Here is a 21,555-nt window from a genome sequence, read left to right as displayed (position 1 = left end):
TTTAAGATGGTTTCAGAAAAAAATCAGTGAAAAGCACTGCGCAAAAGTGACCAATTATCAGGTGTTTACGTATATGAGCCGGACTGACGAAAAATAGTCTATTGCAAAGCGTAAGTTTCATAGAAGCTTAATAGTTTGATTAACCGCTATTAGCTGAAAATGCCTTTACTTTGCAGCCGGATACAGGAATGAAAAGGAAAAATGTGCGGTGCAAAGCTTGCGAAAAAGTGACGTTGTGCTGAAGAGTAAGATTAGCTAAATACAAAAAAACAAGTGATGCACAGAAGTTGGTCTCAACTTTGTGTCAGAAAGACTACAAATACCTTTCCTTTATGAAGTTCTTAGCAAAATCGTTGTTGCTTTCAGGTTTACTTGTAGTTGGCAAGCTCGTAAAGCAGCAGTCGCCTGAAGCAGTTATCACTATCGCCCCCGATTCGTTATCGTTAGAAGCAACCTCCACGCAGCCAATTTCTTTCTTCACTCGCCAATTATACCCTCAGGTGGTGAGTGTACAGGAAAACCAGCAGCCATGGCGAATTACCCCCGCCTATTTCACTACCAATGAGGTAGTCAATCAGTAAGTAGTTTCCTTAAGACGACCCATCAGGTCGTCTTTTTTGTATGATACCGTTTCTACGGCATCAGCTAATGCGGCTCCAGTTGACGGCCGTAGCCGGTAGTGACTCTATATGGTGCCGGATATTCTGATTTTGGGGCAATTGTAGGGTAGGGTCCTCTTGCAAAAGCTGATTAGCAGCAGCTCTGCTCTCTGTTAAAATGCGGGCATCTTTAGCCAAATCGGCAATCAACAGGTCCAGTACACCGCTTTGCTGAGTGCCCATCAAGTCGCCGGGGCCGCGCAGCTTTAGGTCGATGTCGGCGATTTCGAAGCCGTTGTTGGTGCGCACCATCGTTTCAATGCGGGTGCGTGACTCCTTACTAAGCTTATAGCCCGACATCAGGATACAATAGCTCTGGTCAGCGCCGCGTCCTACCCGGCCGCGCAGCTGGTGCAACTGCGAAAGACCAAACCGCTCAGTGCTTTCAATCACCATTACCGAGGCGTTGGGTACGTTCACGCCTACCTCAATTACGGTGGTAGCCACCATGATCTGGGTTTTGCGCTCTACGAAGCGCTGCATTTCGGCATCCTTCTCGCCAGCGGTCATGCGCCCATGCACAATGCTTATCTGAAATTCCGGGAAAGCTCGCTCTACGCTCTCGTAGCCATCCATTAGGTCCTTATAGTCGGCCATGGCCTCGCTTTCCTCAATCAGCGGGTACACAATGTACACCTGCCTACCCAGGTTGATCTGGTCGCGCAGAAACTGAAATACTTTCAGGCGGTTGGAGTCGTAACGATGGACTGTGATGATGGGCTTGCGGCCGGCCGGCAGCTCGTCAATCACCGACACATCCAGGTCGCCATAGAGTGTCATGGCTAGTGTGCGCGGAATGGGCGTGGCCGTCATCACCAGCACATGCGGAATCACATGCGGATTTTTCTGCCACAGCTTCGAGCGCTGCGCTACCCCAAACCGGTGCTGCTCGTCCATGATGGTGAGGCCCAGGTTGCGGAACTGCACTACATCTTCCAGCAGCGCGTGCGTGCCTACCAGCATGTGCATCTCGCCCGAGCGCAATTGCTCGTGCAGTACCCGCCGCGCCGCCGTGCGCGTACTCCCCGTCAGCAACCCGATTTTCAGGCCCAGCATATCAGCGTACACCTTTAAACCAGTATAGTGCTGATCGGCCAGGATTTCGGTGGGAGCCATCAGGCAGCTTTGGGCACCGTTGTCGGCAGCCATCAGCATGGAGATAAACGCTACGATGGTTTTGCCCGAGCCTACGTCGCCTTGCAATAGGCGATTCATCTGCTTTCCTGAGCAAAAATCCTTGTATATGTCATGAATAACACGCTTTTGCGCGCCGGTAAGGTCGAAGGGCATCACGTTCTTGTAGAAATGCACCAGCGAGGGTACCTCCTTAAAGATCTGCCCAGCCAACTCTACCTTCCGCTGGTCGCGCTGGCGCAGGAGCTTGAGCTGCACATAGAATAGCTCCTCAAACTTCAGGCGAAAGCGCGCAGCTTGCAACAGCTCGGTGCTCTGCGGGAAGTGAATCTGCTGCAAGGCGTTAGCCTTGCTCATCAAGCCATACTGCTGAATAAGGTAGGGCGACAACGTTTCCGTTACCTGAGGCAAGGCCAGCTTCAGCAAGTCGGCCACCATGCGCATGATGGCTTTGCTATCGATGCGGTGGTAGTTTTTAAGCTTCTCGGTGGTATTGTATACCGGTTGCAAAAAGCTCTGGCCGATCTTCTGTTCCGTCACTTCCTCTAGTTCCGGATGGGCCATCTGGGGCCGGCCGTTGAACATGGTAGGCTTGCCGAATACAATGTACTCCTGGTGATTCTTGATAATCTTCTCCAGGTAATTCACTCCCTTAAACCACACTAGCTCTAGCTCGCCACTGGCGTCGGCTACCTTGGCCACCATGCGTTTCTTGGGGCCTTCGCCAATCACCTCGCGGTTGCGCAAGATGCCTTTCACCTGCACGAAAGGTAGGTCATCGTGCAGGTCCACGATGTTGTAGAACTGCGTGCGGTCAAGGTAGCGGAAAGGGTAGCGCTGAATCAGGTCGCCGTAGGTGAAGATGCCTAGCTCCTTTTGCAACAGCTGCGCCCGTTGCAGGCCCACGCCCCGCAGGTACTCTATTTTAGTCTGAAAGAAATTACTCATCTACTAGCTGTTAGCCATTGGCTGTTAGCTATTCGCTTCAAAAAAAGGAGTTTGCGGAAAGCTAACAGCCAATGGCTATTAGCTAACAGCTAAATTATTGATACTTCAACGTGTTCAGTAGCTTCATTACGTCCTGCTTCACGTACTCAATCACCGGCGCCAGCGAGTCGTTGGCGGTGGCGGTGCGAAAATATAGCGCGCCCCGGAAGAAATGTCGAGTACTATCAGTTGTGTAGAACTGAAACTGACTAGGTACTTCGCCCTGCAACTCAAACACCGACACGCGCATGCCGTTGGGCGTTTTCATGGTACTCTCGTCGATGGCTGTTGCTTTTATTTCGTGCTTGCTGGTGAGCTTGCGCGCATCTTCCAACAGCTTATTGTAAAGCTGATGGTTCCCCTTTAAGTCGGCGTACGTGATCTGCACATTGGCGTGCAATTGAGGGTAGTAGATGTTCAGCCAGTGCGGCTGTGCCAAGTAGGAAGAGTCGCGCAGAATGCGTGCTTGTTGCGAATACTGAAACGTATACGGATGCCCCGGCGCTAACTGCTGGTAGCTGTGCGGTGGCAGGTCGATGCGGTTGTAGCCTTTGGGTTTCGGCGTGTAATCGGGAGCCGACGAGCAGCCGGTTGCCAGCAGCAAAAAGCTCAGCGCGGCGCTAAGGCCACGTAGGGAAGCGGAAACAGGCATACGAAGCAAGGCAGAGTTCACGTAGTAAAGGTAGCATATAAGGCGGTAGGGGCATATTATGGCCGCCCGTTGTTTGCTGGTTTTAAACAATGTCAGCGGCAATTGAGAATTCCACTGTTCCTACCTGTCCTCGCAGTTTACTCAATTGCTTCTAAACAACATCAGCAACGAGGGGCAGCTGCAAGCTGCCCCTACAACGCAAAAAGCCCCAGCAGCGTGCCGAGGCTCAGAAAGGCCAGGTAGGAGATGATTAAAACGGCAATTGGTCAAGCTCCGGCTCTTGCCGGAACGTGACCGTAGCCGCGGCAGATTGCTCCGCCGCGGGGGTAGTACCATCTCCTTGCGGGCGGCCGCCCAGCATGGTTAGCTCATCGGCTACAATCTCCGTGATGTAGCGCGTCTGGTTGTCCTTGTCCTGGTACTGGCGCGTGCGGAGTTTACCTTCCACGTACACCTGCTGACCTTTCTTCAAGAATTTCTCAGCCATTTCAGCCAACCCGCGCCACGCCGTGATGTTGTGCCACTCGGTGCGCTCCACGCGGTTGCCCTGCTTGTCTTTGTAATAGTCGTTGGTGGCCAGGGTGAAGTTTGCGACGCTGACGCCGCCTTCCAGATGCCGAATCTCCGGGTCTTTGCCCAAGTTGCCAATCAGGATGACTTTGTTGATGCCTGCCATAGTGTTACTTTTTCGTTCTGTGTGACATAGTATTTACTGTTCTAAAAGTAATAGATGAAAATATATATTCCAAGTTTTTTAGCTGAATTATTTCACTTTTTGCTAATATACTTAGTGATAAGAATGGGCTTAGGTAAGGCCTCCACTTCTGCAACGCTGAACGCGGCCAACCCTAGTTCCTGCAATGCCGCAACAGGCAAAGCCGCCTGCAACTGAATAGGGTAGAACCGGGCCTCCAGCTTCTGGTGGCTAAGCACGTGCCGGTAGGCCGCCGAAGGTTCCTCGGCTCTATCTGAAACTATCGTACCACCCAAAGCTTCTACCCGACGCAAAACCTCCACCGCCGATAACTCGGCTGAGTCTGTTTCCGTCAAAGCGAAATCGTAGAGGCCCTGCCAAATGTCTTTGCCAGTACGCTTACGCATGTACACCTTGTCGGCGTGACGTAGTACCAAGTAGTGAAAATAGCGCGTGCGGGTTGCTTTGGCTTTGCTCTTGATGGGCAATTCGGCCACCATGCCGTGCTGAAAGGCATAGCACTGCGCCTGCAACGGGCAAAACAGACAGTCTGGCTTCACCGGCGTGCACTGAATAGCCCCAAACTCCATGATAGCCTGATTGAACTCAGCCGGCGCATCGGCTGAAATCAGCGTATCGGCTAACTGCTGAAACACTTTGCGGCTAGCTGGCGCGGCAATATCCTGCGTGAGGCCAAATACGCGGCTCAGCACCCGAAACACGTTGCCATCCAGCACCGCCACTTTCTCGTCGAACGCAAAAGAAGCAATGGCGGCAGCCGTGTATTGTCCTACCCCGCGCAGCTTCAACAACTCGACATAGGTAGTCGGAAACTTGCCGCCGTACTCACGCACTACCTGCTGGGCGGTATGGTGCATGTTGCGAGCACGAGAATAGTAGCCCAGGCCCTGCCAATGGCGCAGCACCTCATCTTCGGGAGCAGTCGCCAAGTCCTGCACGGTAGGGTAGGAGTTGATGAAATCGAGGTAGTAAGGCAGGCCCTGCTTCACGCGGGTTTGCTGCAAAATCACCTCCGATAGCCAAATGGCATACGGGTCACGAGTGTGGCGCCAAGGTAGGTCGCGGCGGTGGCGCGGATACCAGTTGAGCAGGGTAATCGCGAAAGCGGAATGAACAGAAGTAGGAGGAACGTTGTTCAAAACAGTGAGTCAGAAAGACTTGTAAAAAAATAGGACAGAGGCCGGGATTGTGGGAAAAAAATTGGAAAACCAAAAAAGCAACCTACCTTTGTGGCCCCAATTCGGAAGCGAACAGCCTAGTGGGCAAAGGCTTACGTGTTGAACGGGGAAATTGCCCAGTACATTTTTTCACTCCATAGTACACTTACCAGCGTGACTAAAGCAGAAGTAATCGCCGAAATTGCCGATAAAACTGGCATTGAGAAAGCAGACGTGTCCGCAACCGTTGAAGCCTTCTTTAAAGTAGTAAAGGACTCGATGGCCGAAGGCAACAACATCTACGTGCGCGGCTTCGGTAGCTTCGTAAACAAGAAGCGGGCAAAGAAAGTGGCGCGCAACATCTCGAAAAATACCTCGATCATCATCGACGAGCACTTTATTCCGAGCTTCAAGCCGTCGAAAACATTCATCGGCAAAATCAAGAACAGCAAAAAGATCAAAGAAACGGCTAACGCCTAACTTTTTGTTGTTGTACTATTGCGGCGGAGCCGTCGGGCGCCCTTTCTTGGGAACTACCCGACGGCCTGCTTTTTCTGCATGGCCCGATCAAAATCTTCTCACCAGCTCACTGTTGTTGCTATAGCCGTTGCCCTGGTTATTGCGTTGTTTCTGTTGCCGAAGGTAATTGTGAAGCCCAAACAGGGTGAAAGCGAGCTTACGGCTCAAACAGCTGCCCGCACCGCCAATCGCGACCAAGGAGCTGCTGCGCCTTCCACAGCTTCAGTAGAAGCCGATGGCCGACCAGCCGGTGCTACCCCGGAGCAGCCCCACATGTCGCTTACGTCTCAGCAACGGAGCAGCATTAATGGTTTGCTAGGGCAATACAATGCTACCACCGACCGCGACACCAAGCTGCGCTTGGCCACCGATTTGGCAAAGCAATACAAGGCAGTCGAAAAGTTTGATAGTGCAGGCTATTACTACGAGCAAGTAGCCCTAGCCCGGCCCGGTGAGCAAGCCTGGCAGCGTGCTGCCGATGAGTATTTCGAGGCCTTCAGCTTTGCGGCTACCGCCGAGCGAGGGAAGATGTTGGGCGCCAAATCACGGGAATTGTACGAGCGGGTGCTCAAAAACAACCCCGACAACCTGAACGCAAAAACTAACCTGGGTATGGCCTACATGGCCAGCGACAACCCAGTGCAGGGCGTCACGTTGTTGCGGGAAGTGATTGCCGCCGACCCTAAAAATGAAAAGGCGCTCTACAACCTCGGGCTGCTTTCGATGCAAAGCAATCAGTACGACAAAGCAGTGGAGCGCTTTCGGGAATTGACTGCTGCCCATCCCAATAATGTGGAAGGGCAGTTCTACCTAGGCGTTGCCTTGGCTCAAACTGGTGCCAAGGAGGAAGCAAAGGTTGCGTTTGCTAAGGCCAAAAGCCTAAGTAATGACCCTGGCTTGGCCGCCTCAGTTGCCGAACAACTGCAAAAGCTGCAATAAAGAAGCTACGGAATGAAATCCGTACCTTTGCCGTCCCTCGGCTGGTACGAGGTTTCCCAAAGCCTACGTAATTCAAGTTTTAACCCTTAACCCATCAACTCATGCCCTGCGGTAAAAAGAGAAAGCGTCATAAGATTGCCACCCACAAGCGGAAGAAGCGTCTACGCAAGAATCGTCATAAGAAGAAGTAAGCCTTCCGGGGTCTGCTGGCGGTTGTTTCCGATGTAGGAAATGTCCGTCTATCTCTCATATAAATTCCCCGAGAGTGGCTAGCCGTATGCTTTCCCCGTGGCCTGAAAGGGAAGCTGGTGCCGTGCGCACTGGCTTCCCTTTGCGGGTTTCGGGTGGTGTAGGGTTTTGCCAGCCAGGGAGTTGCTTAATTAACCTAATCCATTGAGTAACGAATTAATCATTAATTCTACTCAGGAGGGAGAACGAATTGCCCTGCTTCAGGATAAACGGTTGCTCGAATATCATTTCGACCGCAACGACACCAACTATTCCGTTGGCGACATTTTCCTGGGTACGGTCAAGAAAGTTATGCCCGGTCTGAACGCCGCGTTCATTGATATCGGGTATCAAAAAGACGCTTTTCTGCACTACGGCGACTTGGGGGAGAACTTCCCGTCGCTGAATAAGTGGGTGAAAGGCGTACAATCGCAGAAAATTACCGTTGGTCCGCTCAAAACGTTTCAGTTTGAAGGACCACTAGATAAGGTAGGGAAGGTAGCCGACACGCTCAAAAAAGGTCAGCAATTGCTGGTGCAGATCGTGAAGGAGCCCATTTCTACCAAAGGACCGCGTCTATCTACCGATATTTCGATGGCGGGGCGCTATCTGGTGCTGGTACCGTTTTCCAACGTTATCAGCGTTTCTAAGAAAATCGTGAGCCGCACGGAGCGCGACCGGCTCAAGCGCCTTATCCAGTCTATTAAGCCTGATAATTTCGGGGTTATTATCCGCACTGTGGCCGAAGGACGCGAGGTGGCCGAACTGGATAAGGACATGCAAAGCATGATCGATAATTGGGAACAGCTCTTCCAAACCCTGCGTAAGGCCAAGCCGAACGATAAGATTTTGGGCGAGCTGGGCCGTAGCAGCTCCATGCTGCGCGATATGCTCAACGAGTCGTTTGATTCCATCATCGTAGACTCGCCGGCTTTGCACGACGAGATGCGCGGCTACCTCCAAAAAATTGCCCCCGACAAGCTAGGGCTACTCAAGCTCCACACCGGCAAGGTGAAAGTGTTTGAGCAGCACAATATTGAGAAACAGCTGAAAACGCTGTTTGGCAAAACGGTGTCGGTGCCTGGTGGTGGCTATCTGGTGATTGAACATACTGAGGCTCTGCACGTTATTGACGTAAACTCAGGCAACAAAAGTAACCAGGAAGGCGACCAGGAGGCCACAGCCCTCATGATTAACATGTTGGCGGCCAAAGAAGTAGCCCGACAACTACGCCTGCGCGACATGGGCGGCATCATCGTCGTCGACTTCATTGATATGAAGTCGGCGGAGAGCCGCAAGAAGGTGGAGGACGCTGTGCGCGACGTGATGAAGCACGACAAAGCACGGTTCACCATTCTGCCCATTACTAAGTTTGGGCTGCTGCAAATTACGCGGCAGCGCGTGCGCCCCGCCGAGGCCATCGTAACCGGCGAGGTGTGCCCTACCTGCGGCGGTACCGGCAAAATCTCAGCTTCTATCTTGGTCACCGACGAAATAGACAATAGCATTGATGATTTGCTGCTGACGCAAAACCAGTCGGGTATTACGCTCTACGTACATCCTTTCCTGCACGCTTACTACACCAAAGGTCTGGTATCGAGGCAGATGAAGTGGTACTTGAAATACTATAAGTGGGTGAAGGTGATGAAGGACACCAGTCTGGGCCTCACCGACTACCGCATCGAGGACGAGCACGGCGAGGACATCGAACTGCACTCAGCCGCAGCGGCCATGAGCCGTATGCAAGACCGCGAAATAGAAATAACGGACTGATTTTTCTGCGAAAATCTCCCCTGAATAAGAAGAAAGCCCGCCTTACTCCGAGAGTAGGGCGGGCTTTTCAATGGTGGGTTTTGCATTAGAATGCATCTGTCCTCCTGAGCTTGCGAAGGACCTTATGCCCGTTGAACGACCATCTTACCAACGACTCGTTCTATCGTGATAAGGTCCTTCGCAAGCTCAGGAGGACAGACGTATTTTAATTCGCCGGGTTAAAACTTAATCCCCAAATCCAGTGCTACTTCACTATTTTTTAGCGTGACGTTGTTGAATTTGCGGGTGTTATCAAAGTACCGGTCAATATTGACGATGCCGTGATGATAGGAGAGGCCAGCTATCAAACGGGTGCTTTGGCCTAGCAGATATTCAACACCAGCACCGCCAAGCAGGCCTACATCGGGAATAATAACGTGCTTGCTGGCGCGTGTTTCGGCGTTGCTGTTACCAGGATCCTGGTAGAATTTCTCGCCGTCGATACGGGCAGAAATAGCCCCCGCTAGTGTGCCGCCTACTTGGAAATATACTTTGGTTCCTTCAGAAATATCGTTGGTGAACAGCTTCAACGATACAGGTACCTCCAAATACTGTACACCAATTTTCTGATTATAGCGCGTGCTAGTACTCGGGTCGAGGTAGGAAACAGTACCGCCTTTACCGGTCAGGAATAAGCCGGAGCTGAACGCATAGTTTTGACCAAAGAAGTAGTCAATAATAACACCACCGCCGAAGCCTATTTTCGCCTTCTCATTTTGGAAGCCGGTGGCGTTGCGGGGCGAATCGGCCCGAAGATTGGTGATAGAAGGCGAAACTTTCAAGCCAATCTCAACCTGAGCAGAAGCTGCACCAGCGGTCAGAAAGGTTACACCTAGGGCAAGCAGAAGTTTTTTCATAGAGCGGGCCGAATTATCGGCAGTAAGAAAAGAAAGCAAACGGCGTAGCGTTTGCTTTTGGCTATTTTCGCCTCAAATATACGTGTGATGTACAACCTAATCCCGATGCGTACTTTGCTAGTGGCCCTGCTGGGCGGGTTCCTGCTCACGTCCTGCTCTACCGGCTCCGACTGCGAACAGAATCCCGACATAGCAAAAGTAGAGGCGCCAGTGCAGCTGGAACGATTGGAAAAGCCATTTTTTCAAATCAAAAACCCGGCCGAAGCCCAGCAGTTTTTGGATCAGCATCCGCTGTTTGCGCGTCAATACTTGCTGGAAGGACGCTACGGTTCTGAGCAATTGGCGCAAACCATGGCCCAACTGGCTACCAACGTTGGCTTGCAGAAGCTAGGCCGCGAGACGGAGGCCGTCTTTCAGAACACGGATAGCTTGCAGCAACAACTGCGTGGCTTGTTCCAACATGTGCGCTATTACTACCCTGGTTTTCGGGTGCCGCCAGTGAAGACCTTCGTGAGCGGCTTAGGTAAGGAGCCAGAAAAGGATGCGCTATTTGCCAATGACAGCCTGATTGTGCTCAGCCTGGATTTCTTTGTGGGGCCTACTGCCTCTTACCGTGCCGATGTGCCGGCCTATATCAACCGGCGCTATACCCCTGCGCACGTGCTGCCGGCGCTGGCCCTCACCATTTCCAGCAAGTACAACCGCTCTTTGACCAGCAACCATACCATGCTGCGCGATATGGTGCAGTTTGGTAAAAGCCTCTATTTCGCCGAAAAAATGCTGCCTTGCACACCCGATTCGTTGCTGATGGGCTACACAAACAAGGAATTGGCTGGTGTGCAGTTCAACGAGGGAAAAATCTGGGCGCACTTCATCGAGAAGAATCTGCTGTATACTGCTGACCCATTCGTTATCAAAAAATACATTGGCGAACGACCTGCTACGCCCGAAATAGACAAGACGGCACCCGGCCGCCTGGGCGCCTGGGTAGGCTTGCAGATTGTGCGCAAATACATGGAGCAGCACCCCGAAACAACCCTGCCACAACTCATGGCTCAGCGCGATGCCCAACGCATTCTCAATGACTCACACTACAAGCCAAAGAGGAATTAAAAATTAGGAGTTGAGTTAAAAGTCGTCTCGACGGACTATATACGCTCGGGCAGCTTTTAATTTCTAACTCTTGGTTTTTAATTGATTAGCATGCACATCGCCATATTCAGCCAACACCACACCAACCCCGACTGTCCGGCTACTAGTCGGCACTACGCGTTGCTGGCTCATTTGGCGCGCACGCATCGTATCACGCTGATTACTACGAACACTTGGGAGCGACTGCGCATTACGCACCGCTACCCTTGGATACCGGAAGGGGTAGAGGTGCGTAATGCAACAGTGTCGTACGAAAACAAAATGGGGGTAGGGCGGCGGCTATTATCCTTCGGACGCTACGCCACCTACGCCATTCGTGAAGGCCTACGAATCGATAAGCCCGACGTTATTTGGGGAATTTCGACCCCGCTAACGGCTGCGTGGGCAGCCGCACAGGTGGCGCGGCTGCGCGGGGTGCCGTGGGTGTTCGAAGTGCAAGACCTATGGCCCGCTTTCCCGATTGCCATGGGCGCTGTTCCGAGCAAGTGGGCGCAGCGGCGTCTGCATCAGATGGAATACGGCTTGTACCGCTCGGCACAGCAAATCGTGACGCTTTCGCCGGATATGAGCAGCACCGTCACTGAAACAGGGTTGGCGAAAGGTAAGAAATGGCGTTTTGGAGAAGAGAAAGTAACAACCATCCTCAATGGTACTGATTTGGAGCTGGCCGCACTAGCCACCGATGAAGCCGTAGCTGCGCTCCGACAGGAATATGATTTGCAAAACCGATGGGTAATATTGTACGCTGGCACCTTTGGCCGAGCCAACGATATCCCTACCATGCTGGCCGCCGCCGAGCAACTAGCTGACGACCACCCTACCCTGGTTTGGCTGTTTATGGGACACGGCTACGATGAACCGTTGGTGCAAGCCGCTGCCGCCCGTTGCGCTGCTATCCGGCTGGTACCGCCGCAGGCCCGACACGCCGTCTTCGCGTGGTTTCGGCTGGCCGATTTATCGGTCGTTTCTTTTCTGGGGCTGCCCGTACTAGATGCCAATTCGCCGGCCAAGCTATACGATAGTCTGGCGGTAGGCACGCCAGTTATCGTCACGAATCCTGGCTGGACCAAGGAACTGGTGGAAGCGCACAACTGCGGCTGGTACGTGCCAGCCAGCAATGCCTCAGCGTTGGCCGACCGCGTGGCAGAATTGCTGGCGGAACCGGCTACTGTCTTGGCGGCTGGCCAAGCCGGGCAACAAGTAGCACAGCAGTATTTCGATCGGCAGCAGCTCGCCGCTACCATGCAGAAGATTCTGGAGCAGAGCGCAAAGCAACAATGATCTGTGATTGTACTAGCAGATACTTGTTTTAAACTAAGTTGTACTAGATATCAGACTTCTTAGGGAGTTTCAGCCTCGAAACAGGCTTTTCCGTGTCTAAAACAGGAGCTACTTGAGTAGCATAATACTGGCAAAAGTCGGTGAGTGGGCAGCTGCTGCACTTTGGTGTGCGGGCCACGCAGATGTAGCGGCCGTGTAAAATCAGCCAGTGATGCGCTTTTGGAATCAGCTCCTCAGGAATGTAGCGGACCAATTCCTTCTCTACCGCTAGTGGCGTGGTAGCCGTTCGGCTTACCAAGCCTAATCGGTGCGACACCCGAAACACGTGAGTGTCCACGGCCATAGCGGGCTGGTTGTAGATAACCGATACTACTACGTTGGCCGTTTTGCGGCCTACCCCTGGTAGGCGCTGTAGCTCCTCAATGGTACTGGGTACTTCGCTGCCAAAGTCCTCAACCAGCATCTTACCTAGGCCTGCTAAGTGCTTCGCCTTGTTGTTGGGGTAGGAAACACTGCGGATAAAGGGGAAAACCTCCTCGGCCGAAGCCGCTGCCAGATGCGCCGGGGTAGGAAACTGCTGGATCAGGGCCGGCATTATTTGGTTCACGCGCTTGTCGGTACACTGAGCGCTGAGCACTACGGCCACAATCAGCTCGTAGGGATTGGCGTAGTGCAGCTCCGTTTCGGGGGCGGGGAAGTGCGTGGTAAAATATTCCAGAAAGCGACGATACCGCTCAGGCTTGCGCATAGAAAGAAGGACCGGTGAGAAACATCGGTCAAAAGTACATAACCGCGCCGAGCTACGTTCGGGCCTGGTCAGAAACGCAGGGACTGAACGTAGCTCGGTAGGGTAGCCTTTAGGAAGAATGCGGGAACGTACGCGAGTAGCGCAGAATATTCTGGGCAGTAGCCTCGCTAGGCGCCTGGCGAACGGCCGTGAGAGCACGTAGCGTCAAGAGTAGGTCGGCACACTGCGCGGCTAGCTCGGGGTCGTGCTGGAGCGCTTGCTCTAGAGCCTGTTGTTCATTCGCTGGCAGCTCGTTGTACACGTACTGGAGCAGCTTCTCTTGGGTAAAGGTTTTGATCATAGAACACGGGTTGCGCGGCCATCTTTTTCCGCAGGTTGATTAGCGCGTAGCGCATACGACCCAGTGCGGTGTTGATGCTGACTCCCGTGGCATCGGCTATTTCCTGGAAGCTCATATCGCCGTAATGGCGCATGATGAGCACTTCCTTCTGGGCCGTTGGCAGGTCCTGAATCAACTCCCGGAGCCGGGCGTACGTCTCCTCGCGGGTGAGCTGCGCTTCCGCGCCCTCTTCCGCAAGACTTAACGAATTGAAGGCATGGCTTGTTGTATCCAGATTCAATAAAGGGCTACGTTTTTCGCGCCGGAAGAAGTCGATGGCAAGATTGTGCGCAATACGGCAGATCCAGGAGGAGAACTTCCCTTCTTCGTTGTAGCGCCCGCTTTTCATCGTGTGAATGGCCTTGATGAAGGTGTCCTGCACCAAATCATCGGCCACGTCTTCGTCGCGCACGATCAGCATAATCGTGGTAAACACCCGGCTTTTATGCCGTTCCAATAAGATTTCGAAAGCTGATTCTTTACCGGTAATGTAAAGGGATATGAGAGCGGAATCGCTCGGCTGCATGGTTTCCATAAAGGCTACGAGTTAAGGAACGTAGAGCTTCAGGCCATAGAGTGGGGTTACCGGGTGAATGTCAGAGAGTAGCTCCTAGATGAGCAATGGATGAAGACCAAATGTAAAGAATGGTTATACCAAACGCAATGCCCGAACGCCACCAACTGAATATTTTTTTGTGCATTATGAAACCTTAATATTTTATATAGTATATCTATTATTTTGAGTTTTATAAAAAATTATGTCTTCGCTTATTAATTATGTTACTATTAGCTCTTAACTACTTGCAAAGTGCGGTTATTCAATCATTTATTTGCTCGAAAGGAGCAAAAGAAAAATAAGGTAATAAACTAGGTGACGAGGGCGACGCGTTGCAAAATCGACTATTTTCCGTGTACATAGTGTGGCGTGTAACCGAAGAAGCTAGTCTAGAAAGAGTAAGGGCAAGTAGCGAGGAGTAGGGCAGCCAGGGTTTCAGGTTACTTTTGGCATTCGTTCCCTATCCTTTTCGATTTGTTTGCATGTCGGCACCCCTCCACGACCCGTATGCCGCCCTGCGGATTCCAGATTTTCGCCGGTTGATTTCGGCGCGCATTTGCTATACCATTGCTACCCGCGTGCAGGGCTTGGCCGTGAGCTGGCAGATTTTCAAAATCACCAACGACCCCTTGGCGCTCGGGCTGATTGGGTTATCCGAAGCCATTCCCAGCATCGCGGTATCGCTCTACGCTGGGCACGTGGCCGACTCGGTGCGGCGCAAGAACATTATTGTGGCGGGAGTGGCCGTGCTGGTGCTGTGCGCGGTGGCGCTCTGGTTTTTTGCCTCGCCCTGGGGGCTGGATTTACTAGCGCCCGGCTCGCTCCATACCCTGCCGCTGTACGCGGTGATATTTGTGAGCGGCATTGCGCGCGGGTTTCTGGGGCCCGCCCTGTTTTCCTTTATGCCACAATTGTTACCCAGCCGCGAGCGGCTCTCCAATGCCATTACCTGGAACAGCACCACCTACCAGGGAGCGGCGGTGCTGGGGCCGGCAATCGGTGGCTACCTTATTGCGCATCTGGGCGTTGCCAATTCCTATGCCGTGGCATCGAGCCTGCTGGTGCTGGCGCTCGTGCAGTTTATGCTGATTGCCTCGCGGCCCCTACCCCCCATTGAAGGCGCCAAGCTCACGTTGCAGGAAAGCGTACTGAGTGGCCTGCGCTTTATCTGGGGCAACCAGCTAGTACTGGCTGCGCTGTCGCTGGATTTATTTGCGGTGTTGTTTGGCGGTGCGGTGGCGCTGCTGCCGGTATTCGCCGTGGAGATTCTAAAGGTAGGGGCTGATGGGCTGGGGCATTTGGAGGCTGCACCAGCTATTGGTTCGGTGCTGATGGCGGCCGTACTCACCTATTTCCCGCTGCATCAGCAGGCCGGGCGCAAGCTGCTGTGGGCTGTGGCGGGCTTTGGGGTATCCACCATCGGCTTTGCGCTGTCTACTAATATCTGGCTGTCGTTGTTCCTGTTGTTTATGACGGGCGTGTTCGACTCCGTATCGGTGATTGTGCGGCAGACGCTAGTACACACCTTCACGCCGGAGTATATGAAGGGTAGGGTATCGGCCGTCAACAATATTTTCATCGGCTCCAGCAACGAAATCGGCTCGTTCGAGTCGGGCGCGATGGCGCGGCTACTGGGCGTAGTGCCCTCAGTGGTTTTCGGTGGAGGTATGACGATTGTAGTAGTCTTGTTAACCGCCTTCAAAGCCGACAAACTCCGTCGCCTCGACCTGACCCCGGCGCCTACCCCCGCACCAGCCGAATAAGCCGTGGCTACTTGCTGGCCGTGTTGTTCTTGGTTTTGCTGGCGGCAGGCTTCTGCGGAGCCGCTGCCGATGGAGCCGCGGTGGTGCGCTTGGCAATCCATTCCCGAATGGTATCCAGCGCCTTGGGCGAGAAGTTAGGCTGCTGTTGTCCGTTCACCAGGGGCCAATCCTGCGGGTCGGGCTGAAACAGGTGGTTGACGCCAGCAAGTTTCTTCACGGTCACGTCGCGGTTGTTTTTCAGACCCTTTTGCAAGAGTGGCAGGTTGGTGGCCGCGCCTACCTGTAGGTCGTCGGTACCGTTCAGGGCCAGCACGGGACAGCGCACATCGAGCAAGGACCGGAGCGGGTCAAAGTCGAGGAAGAAACGTGACCAGGGCGACGTGAGCTGAATGGCGCGGGCACGGGCCATAGTTGGGTCAATCTGGCTGTTGTTGAGGCGTAGCGTGCCGGCCACCTTGCCGCGGGCCTGGTTATCGTTGGGCGTCTGCCGGATAATCGTAACCATGCGCTCGTACAACTCAATGGCCGCCTTCACCTGAGTTTGATCGGCCCCAATGAGGCGCATAATTTCCAGCTGCTGATGCAAGAGCACCTCGTGGCCCAGCTGTCCGTAGCCAGCCAAAGCCACCACAAAAGCTGGAGGCTGCGGCTGCGCGGCGGCCAGCAACGACACGTTGGCCCCTTCGCCATGCCCGATAAGGCCAATGTCGCGGTGGTTGATGAGCTTGTGCGCCCGCAGATACTGCATGGCGGCCTGCGCGTCGGTCACCAAATCGGCGGTGGTCGTGGTAAAATAGCGCCCGCCCGACTGGCCTACCCCCCGGTCATCAAAGCGCAGCACGGCCACGCCGCGGCGAGTAAGGTAGTCAGCCAGCATCCCAAACATGCGGTAGTCTTGCACCGCCACGTCGCGCTCCTGCGGGCCACTATCCGAAATCAGCACCACGGCCGGAAAAGGCCCCGGTCCGGCCGGCACCGTGAGCGTACCGCTTAGGCTTACGTTGGCGGTTGCGTTGTTGAACTTGATGTTTTCTTCGCGGTAAGGCGGAGTCAGGCGGGTGAGAGCGGCCGCCGAGGCCGTGGGCATGGCGCGGCGCTCCAGCGTGAGCGGCGCCGTAAGGCCAGGCTGCTTCCAGGTGCCCTTCAGCACCCGGCCACCTTCCAGCACTTGGCCCGTGAAGCTGCTACCCGCTTGCTCAATTTTCAAAGCAATTTCACTGCCCTTTAGCTCTACCTCTACCGGCATGCGGCTAATCTTCTGCTTGGGCACATCCAGGGCGGCGTAGTAGGAGCCGTTGGAAAGCGGAACCAACGTAATCAGCAAATCCAGAGAGCCGCCTGGTACGGCGAGTGGTCCTTGCCATTGGCCATTCAGAGGAGCGTCGGCGGCCCGCAAGGCGTATGGTAAAAGAAGAAATAGGAGAAACGCGAAACGTAAAGCTTTGGGCATAAAGTGAAAATCAAATACCGAACTGCGGCGGTATGAGCATATTCTTGGTAAAAAAGTGCTAAATGCCAGAATCTTGCCAACGTCCTATTTAGGTTTGAAAACGCACAGTATATCCGATGAGAGCAGTATGAGGAGCTACCAAGTGAGCTGTTTGCTCGACGTAGGTTCTGCGTAAGCATCACATCTTATATGCCCACATCTGTGTATGTTGGCCCTAGTATTCACTTTCTGTTCTCTTTTGTTTGCCGCACCGTATGCTGCTTCCCTCCCGTTCTCACTGTTTGTTGTTAGGATTTCTTTTGTTGTTGCCCGTTGTGGTGTGGGCGCAGGGGCCGCGCCGCGCCGAACCGCTCAACTTTGGGCAGTGGGTAGGCGAAATCAAAGCCTTCACTCAGCAGGATAGTCTGCAAAAGCCGCCCGTGGCGCCCATCGTCTTCACTGGCAGCTCGTCGGTGCGCAAGTGGGAGACGTTGCAGCAGGATTTTGCGGGCTACCCCGTTCTTAACCGAGGTTTTGGCGGCTCTCGCTTCCCCGATGCCAATCATTATTTCGATCAGCTCGTACTGAAATACAAACCCAAACAGGTAATACTGTATGAGGGCGACAACGACATCAACGCCGGTAATACGGTGAATGAAGTGTATCAGGCCTTTCTGGCTTTCAAAAGCCGCATGCGCCGCGACCTGCCCGGCGTGGAGCTAGTATATCTGGCTATCAAACCAAGCCCGTCGCGCTGGAAGCTCTACCCGCAGATGCAGCAGGCCAACGCCAAGATCAAAGCCTACATCGACCGCCACCCACAGCACCTGCGCTATGTGGATTTCGGCCCCGCAATGCTCGGTAAAAACGGCCGCCCGCGCCCGGAACTATACGTGTCCGATAGCCTGCACATGACGCCCGCCGGCTACGCTATCTGGACCAAGCAACTACAACCCTACCTGAAAAAGTAGCCGCCTGTTGGTTGGCCGCCCGCGTCGCCTACCCTTGCCAGGGGTTCAACCCCAGCACGACGTTCCGTGTAAAAAGCAAAGCCCCCGCACCTAAGGTGATGCGGGGGCTTTTTGCTGTTTTTGGAATTTACTTCGTGCGGGATAGAATCCAGCTACTGATGGCCTGCATGGCGGCGGGCGAAAATGTTTCCTCAATCTGCCCGTACTCCGAAATGGCCCCGGTAGGAGCGGTCTGGAACATGTGGTTGAGGCCGGGCAGCTCGCGGGTGGTCACATCGCGGTTGCCGCTGCTTTTGAGGGTTTTTTCGATGGAGGCGAGGTTGGTGTTGGAAATCACCTGCATATCTTTAGCGCCGCCCAGAGCCAGCACCGGGCATTTCACGGCGCGCAGTGTTTGGGTAGGGTTGTCGACGAGCAGCGCGCGGAAAGCGGGGGTCGTCATGGCGGCGGCCTGGCCGGCGGCGGCGGCGCGGAGCTGGTTCATCTGCTCGGCGGGTAAGGAAATATCGGGCATCAGCACGGCTATCATTTGCTTCTGTGCCTGCTGAACATCGGCTACGCGCTGACTGATGGCAATGAGGGCGCGCTGACGCTGCTCTACACCAGCCAGGATTTTGGGGTCTTTGGTCTTGAGACGAGCATTGGCCAGCGCCTGCTGCACCACCGCTTCGCTACCCGGTACGCCGGCCATACCCAGCAGCACCAAAAAAGCTGGGGCCTGCGCTTGGCTGGCCGTGCGCACGCCGGCTGTGCCGCCTTCGCTGTGCCCAATCGCGCCTACCTTCTTAGCGTTAATATCGGGCCGGCTGCGCAGGAAGGCCATAGCGGCTTCCGCATCCTGGGTGTAATCGGTGAGGGTAGCGGTAGTGGCGTTGCCCGTCGATTTGCCCACGCCCCGGTCATCAAAGCGCAGTACGGCAATGCCTTGCTGGGTCAGATAATCGGCCAGCACTAGGAAAGGTTTGTGGCCGAACACGGCCTCGTCGCGGTCCTGGGGGCCGGAGCCGGTGAGCAGCACAGCCGCCGGAAACGGCCCCTTGCCGGGCGGCAGGGTAAGCGTGCCAGCCAGCGTGACGCCAGCGCTTTTATTGGTGAAACGGACTTCCTCGGCCTGATACGAAAACGGCGCCTGCGGCTCTTGCGGCCGGCCGGCCTTGCCGCTACGCTTCGCGGCGGGTGCGGCAGCAGTGGCCGCAGTAGTAGAAGTGTGCTGGAATGTGAGGGGCAGCTTGGCGTTGTTCTGGCGCCAGAAGCCGCGTAGTGTACTACCATCGGGAGCCACCTTCCCGGCAAAGCGAGCCCGGATGGCCGACACCGTGAGCAGCAGACTATCACCTTTGGTTTCTACCCGGTCTACGGCGATGTTTCGCGCGTTCTGGGTAGGGATGTCGAGGGTGGCCATGCGACGGCCGCTTTGGTCCTGCACGTTTAGTTGCAGTTGCAGGGTAGCCCCGGTGGGGATGCGCAGATTGCCACTCCATTGACCGGAAAGATTGGCTGTGGGCCGCTGCCCAAAAGCTGTAGATGCACCAAGCAAGGCGACTAGTAAACTACCAAATGAAGAAAAGCGCATATACAGTGGAAAGGGCCCCGCGGGGTGTTCAGAAACGAAAGAAATAAGAAAAATAGGCTACCTGAAAGGCCGCCGTGTCACTCCTCATCAGCTTAACTATAACAGCCATACTCCCCAAAATAGCGCCCACAAAGGCCGAAAAGTTGCGTCGCCACGTGTTGCGGTGCTGCGTTTAGGTAGGCAGTGGCGGCGGCTTTGCGTGCTGTCAGAACTGATTTCCAACGGGCTTACCCTAGTAAATACCCTGCCAAACCCTATGAAAAAGATTGCTTTAGAAGAACACTTTCTTGCCCCTGCCTTTGTCGAAGGCTTCAAGCAGCACATGCGCGACCTGCCCGAAAAAGCCATGCAGAATATTTTGACGCGCTTGCAGGATTTTGGCGAGCAGCGACTGGCGGCAATGGATGCAGCCGGTATCGAACGGTCGTTTTTGTCGCTTACTAGCCCCGGCGTGCAAACGGAACCCGATACCGCCCGCGCCGTGCGCCTGGCCCACGAGACCAACGATTTCTTAGCCGAAAAAATTGAGTTGCACCCTACCCGTTTTGGCGGGCTGGCCCACTTGGCCCTGCAAGACCCCACTACTGCCGCCGATGAGCTGGAGCGGTGCGTGCGCCAGTTGGGCTTTCGGGGCGCCATAATCAATAGCCACACCAACGGCCACTACCTCGACGAAGACCAGTACACGCCGTTCTGGGAACGGGCGCAAGACCTGGGCGTGCCCGTGTACTTACACCCCGCCAATTCCTACCAGAAAATGCAGCTCTACGAAGGTCACCCCGAGCTGCTGGGCGCCACCTGGAGCTAGACCGTAGAAACAGCCACGCACGCCCTGCGTCTCGTGTTTGGCGGCGTGTTCGAGCGGTTCCCGAAGGTGCAGTTAATCTTAGGCCACATGGGCGAAACGCTGCCCTACCTGCTCTGGCGCCTCGATAGCCGCGCCCGCCTCGCCGGCCTACCCCAAGGCCTGACGAAGCTGCCGTCGGAATACATCAAATCTAACATCGTGGTGACTACCACCGGCGTGTGCGCCGATGAATCGTTGCAGTGCGCCCTAGCCGCCCTGGGCGAAGACAACGTGCTGTTCTCGGTGGATTATCCATTTGAAGAATCCGAAACGGCCAGCCGCTGGATAGAAAAAGCCCCCCTGAGCGACGAGGTACGGGCGAAAGTCTGCCACCAAAACGCCGAGCGGGTGCTGGGATTGTGAGGTTGTTAGTTGTTAGGGGGGAAGTTATCGGATGAAAAAACGTCTGTCATCCTGAGCTTGCGAAGGACCTTCTCACGCGAGAACGACAAGCGTACCAACGACTCGTTCAACTGGCAGAAGGTCCTTCGCTGCGCTCAGGATGACAGACGCTTTTCCTAATAACTAACAACCTCAAACCACTCTTCCCACTACCGCAAACAGCGGATCGGATTGGTAGCCGTTGGGGCTGCGGTCAAGTAGCTCGATGTGGTGCCAGCCGCCGGCTGTTTCTAGGTAGCGCTGCACTAGGGCCAGGTGACCGCGGTCGTCGAGGGCGTGCCAGGCGGCTATGGCTTTGCTAGGGAAGCAGCGGTTGGAAAAGGTAATGACCAGCGGCGCTTCGGTGCGCAGCACGCGGGCCAGCTCGCGCAGCACCTCCACCGGCTGTGTGAGGTAGTCAATAGACACGCAGATGCCGGCCCCGTCGAACTCGTTGTCAGCGAAGGGTAGGGTAGGGGTTTGGTTGAGGTCCTGCACCACGTAGCTGCTCAGGCGCAGGTTGGCGCGCAACTCTTGCTCGTTCATGCCCAGCCCTACCACACGCTGATAGGCTACCTCCTCGGGCAAGTGGCTGATCCAACTGCTCATCAAATCCAGCACCGCACCATTGGCCGGTAGATACTCACGGTACAGCTGGGTCACGGCCGCAATAGCGCCCTCGTCGATGTGTGTCACAAAGCGCGGGAAGTGGTAGAAATCGGCGTCCGGCGTTTCGTCCTGGCGGCGGAAGGCGTTGGACGGGAAAGGGGTGTCGTTGGGGGTAGGCATGGGTAGGAGGTAGTTTTCCTACTCAAC

General features: G+C 54.7%; 19 protein-coding genes and 1 pseudogene. 9 read left to right on the top strand and 11 right to left on the bottom strand.

Annotated features, from left to right (window positions below):
- Positions 1 to 332: 332 nt before the first annotated feature.
- The gene (locus J4D97_RS06805; protein ID WP_185282335.1) at positions 333 to 581 is read left to right on the top strand and encodes a hypothetical protein; all 249 of its coding nucleotides are present in this window, start codon (positions 333 to 335) and stop codon (positions 579 to 581) included.
- Between the two features lie 60 nt (positions 582 to 641).
- On the opposite strand, the gene recG is transcribed toward J4D97_RS06805, so the two are convergent.
- The 4 genes from recG to mutY all read right to left on the bottom strand — a co-directional run bounded on the left by recG (position 642) and on the right by mutY (position 5,286).
- The gene (gene recG / locus J4D97_RS06800) at positions 642 to 2,741 is read right to left on the bottom strand and encodes an ATP-dependent DNA helicase RecG (RefSeq protein WP_208306905.1); all 2,100 of its coding nucleotides are present in this window, start codon (positions 2,739 to 2,741) and stop codon (positions 642 to 644) included.
- Positions 2,742 to 2,835: 94 nt separating this feature from the next.
- Positions 2,836 to 3,432 (bottom strand): gliding motility lipoprotein GldD, encoded by a 597-nt coding sequence (gene gldD, locus J4D97_RS06795; RefSeq protein WP_208306904.1) that lies wholly within the window; start codon positions 3,430 to 3,432, stop codon positions 2,836 to 2,838.
- Between the two features lie 250 nt (positions 3,433 to 3,682).
- Entirely contained in the window at positions 3,683 to 4,108 is a 426-nt protein-coding gene (locus J4D97_RS06790) for a single-stranded DNA-binding protein (protein ID WP_185282338.1), read from the bottom strand.
- A gap of 92 nt (positions 4,109 to 4,200) precedes the next feature.
- A complete protein-coding gene (gene mutY, locus J4D97_RS06785) occupies positions 4,201 to 5,286 on the bottom strand; it encodes an A/G-specific adenine glycosylase (RefSeq protein ID WP_243900173.1) in 1,086 nt (361 codons plus the stop codon).
- A 192-nt stretch (positions 5,287 to 5,478) separates the two neighbouring features.
- Between mutY and J4D97_RS06780 the strand changes: the two genes are divergently transcribed.
- The 3 genes from J4D97_RS06780 to J4D97_RS06770 all read left to right on the top strand — a co-directional run bounded on the left by J4D97_RS06780 (position 5,479) and on the right by J4D97_RS06770 (position 8,763).
- On the top strand, positions 5,479 to 5,784 hold the full coding sequence (locus tag J4D97_RS06780) for an HU family DNA-binding protein (protein ID WP_185282339.1): 306 nt from the start codon (positions 5,479 to 5,481) through the stop codon (positions 5,782 to 5,784).
- Positions 5,785 to 5,862: 78 nt separating this feature from the next.
- Positions 5,863 to 6,762: a tetratricopeptide repeat protein gene (locus J4D97_RS06775; protein WP_208306903.1), complete on the top strand. Its 900-nt coding sequence runs from the start codon at positions 5,863 to 5,865 to the stop codon at positions 6,760 to 6,762.
- Positions 6,763 to 7,155: 393 nt separating this feature from the next.
- The gene (locus tag J4D97_RS06770) at positions 7,156 to 8,763 is read left to right on the top strand and encodes an Rne/Rng family ribonuclease (RefSeq protein ID WP_208306902.1); all 1,608 of its coding nucleotides are present in this window, start codon (positions 7,156 to 7,158) and stop codon (positions 8,761 to 8,763) included.
- 218 nt (positions 8,764 to 8,981) lie between these two features.
- On the opposite strand, the gene J4D97_RS06765 is transcribed toward J4D97_RS06770, so the two are convergent.
- The gene (locus tag J4D97_RS06765; RefSeq protein WP_208306901.1) at positions 8,982 to 9,659 is read right to left on the bottom strand and encodes a porin family protein; all 678 of its coding nucleotides are present in this window, start codon (positions 9,657 to 9,659) and stop codon (positions 8,982 to 8,984) included.
- 105 nt (positions 9,660 to 9,764) lie between these two features.
- On the opposite strand from J4D97_RS06765, the gene J4D97_RS06760 reads away from it, so the two are divergent.
- Together J4D97_RS06760 and J4D97_RS06755 are read left to right on the top strand one after the other, a co-directional pair.
- Positions 9,765 to 10,772, top strand: a complete 1,008-nt coding sequence (locus tag J4D97_RS06760; RefSeq protein ID WP_208306900.1) for a gliding motility lipoprotein GldB — start codon at positions 9,765 to 9,767, stop codon at positions 10,770 to 10,772.
- A gap of 90 nt (positions 10,773 to 10,862) precedes the next feature.
- On the top strand, positions 10,863 to 12,092 hold the full coding sequence (locus J4D97_RS06755) for a glycosyltransferase family 4 protein (RefSeq protein WP_208306899.1): 1,230 nt from the start codon (positions 10,863 to 10,865) through the stop codon (positions 12,090 to 12,092).
- A 43-nt stretch (positions 12,093 to 12,135) separates the two neighbouring features.
- On the opposite strand, the gene nth is transcribed toward J4D97_RS06755, so the two are convergent.
- From nth to J4D97_RS06740, 3 genes are all read right to left on the bottom strand, one after another.
- Positions 12,136 to 12,840 carry an endonuclease III gene (gene nth / locus J4D97_RS06750; RefSeq protein WP_208306898.1) on the bottom strand — a complete coding sequence of 235 codons (705 nt, stop codon included), beginning with the start codon at positions 12,838 to 12,840 and terminating at the stop codon, positions 12,136 to 12,138.
- Between the two features lie 109 nt (positions 12,841 to 12,949).
- Positions 12,950 to 13,180, bottom strand: a complete 231-nt coding sequence (locus J4D97_RS06745) for a hypothetical protein (protein ID WP_208306897.1) — start codon at positions 13,178 to 13,180, stop codon at positions 12,950 to 12,952.
- Positions 13,116 to 13,754, bottom strand: a complete 639-nt coding sequence (locus J4D97_RS06740) for an RNA polymerase sigma factor (protein WP_208306896.1) — start codon at positions 13,752 to 13,754, stop codon at positions 13,116 to 13,118. The genes J4D97_RS06745 and J4D97_RS06740 overlap by 65 nt, the downstream gene beginning before the upstream one ends.
- Before the next feature lie 503 nt (positions 13,755 to 14,257).
- On the opposite strand from J4D97_RS06740, the gene J4D97_RS06735 reads away from it, so the two are divergent.
- Complete coding sequence (locus J4D97_RS06735; protein WP_208306895.1) at positions 14,258 to 15,538, top strand: MFS transporter; 1,281 nt, start codon at positions 14,258 to 14,260, stop codon at positions 15,536 to 15,538.
- 7 nt (positions 15,539 to 15,545) lie between these two features.
- Here the strand turns inward: J4D97_RS06735 and J4D97_RS06730 are convergent, their stop codons facing one another.
- Positions 15,546 to 16,988: an alpha/beta hydrolase family protein gene (locus tag J4D97_RS06730; protein WP_208306894.1), complete on the bottom strand. Its 1,443-nt coding sequence runs from the start codon at positions 16,986 to 16,988 to the stop codon at positions 15,546 to 15,548.
- Positions 16,989 to 17,269: 281 nt separating this feature from the next.
- On the opposite strand from J4D97_RS06730, the gene J4D97_RS06725 reads away from it, so the two are divergent.
- A complete protein-coding gene (locus tag J4D97_RS06725) occupies positions 17,270 to 17,938 on the top strand; it encodes an SGNH/GDSL hydrolase family protein (protein WP_208306893.1) in 669 nt (222 codons plus the stop codon).
- Positions 17,939 to 18,065: 127 nt separating this feature from the next.
- On the opposite strand, the gene J4D97_RS06720 is transcribed toward J4D97_RS06725, so the two are convergent.
- Complete coding sequence (locus J4D97_RS06720) at positions 18,066 to 19,511, bottom strand: alpha/beta hydrolase family protein (protein WP_208306892.1); 1,446 nt, start codon at positions 19,509 to 19,511, stop codon at positions 18,066 to 18,068.
- Positions 19,512 to 19,767: 256 nt separating this feature from the next.
- Here J4D97_RS06720 and J4D97_RS23485 point away from each other — a divergent pair.
- A pseudogene (locus J4D97_RS23485) lies at positions 19,768 to 20,721 on the top strand (amidohydrolase family protein).
- Between the two features lie 171 nt (positions 20,722 to 20,892).
- On the opposite strand, the gene J4D97_RS06705 reads toward J4D97_RS23485, so the two are convergent.
- The gene (locus J4D97_RS06705; RefSeq protein ID WP_208306889.1) at positions 20,893 to 21,528 is read right to left on the bottom strand and encodes a class I SAM-dependent methyltransferase; all 636 of its coding nucleotides are present in this window, start codon (positions 21,526 to 21,528) and stop codon (positions 20,893 to 20,895) included.
- Positions 21,529 to 21,555 lie beyond the last annotated feature (27 nt).

The organism is Hymenobacter defluvii (assembly GCF_017589435.1).
Classification (GTDB): Bacteria; Bacteroidota; Bacteroidia; order Cytophagales; family Hymenobacteraceae; genus Hymenobacter; species Hymenobacter profundi.
This window is presented reverse-complemented; position numbering and strand designations above follow the sequence as displayed.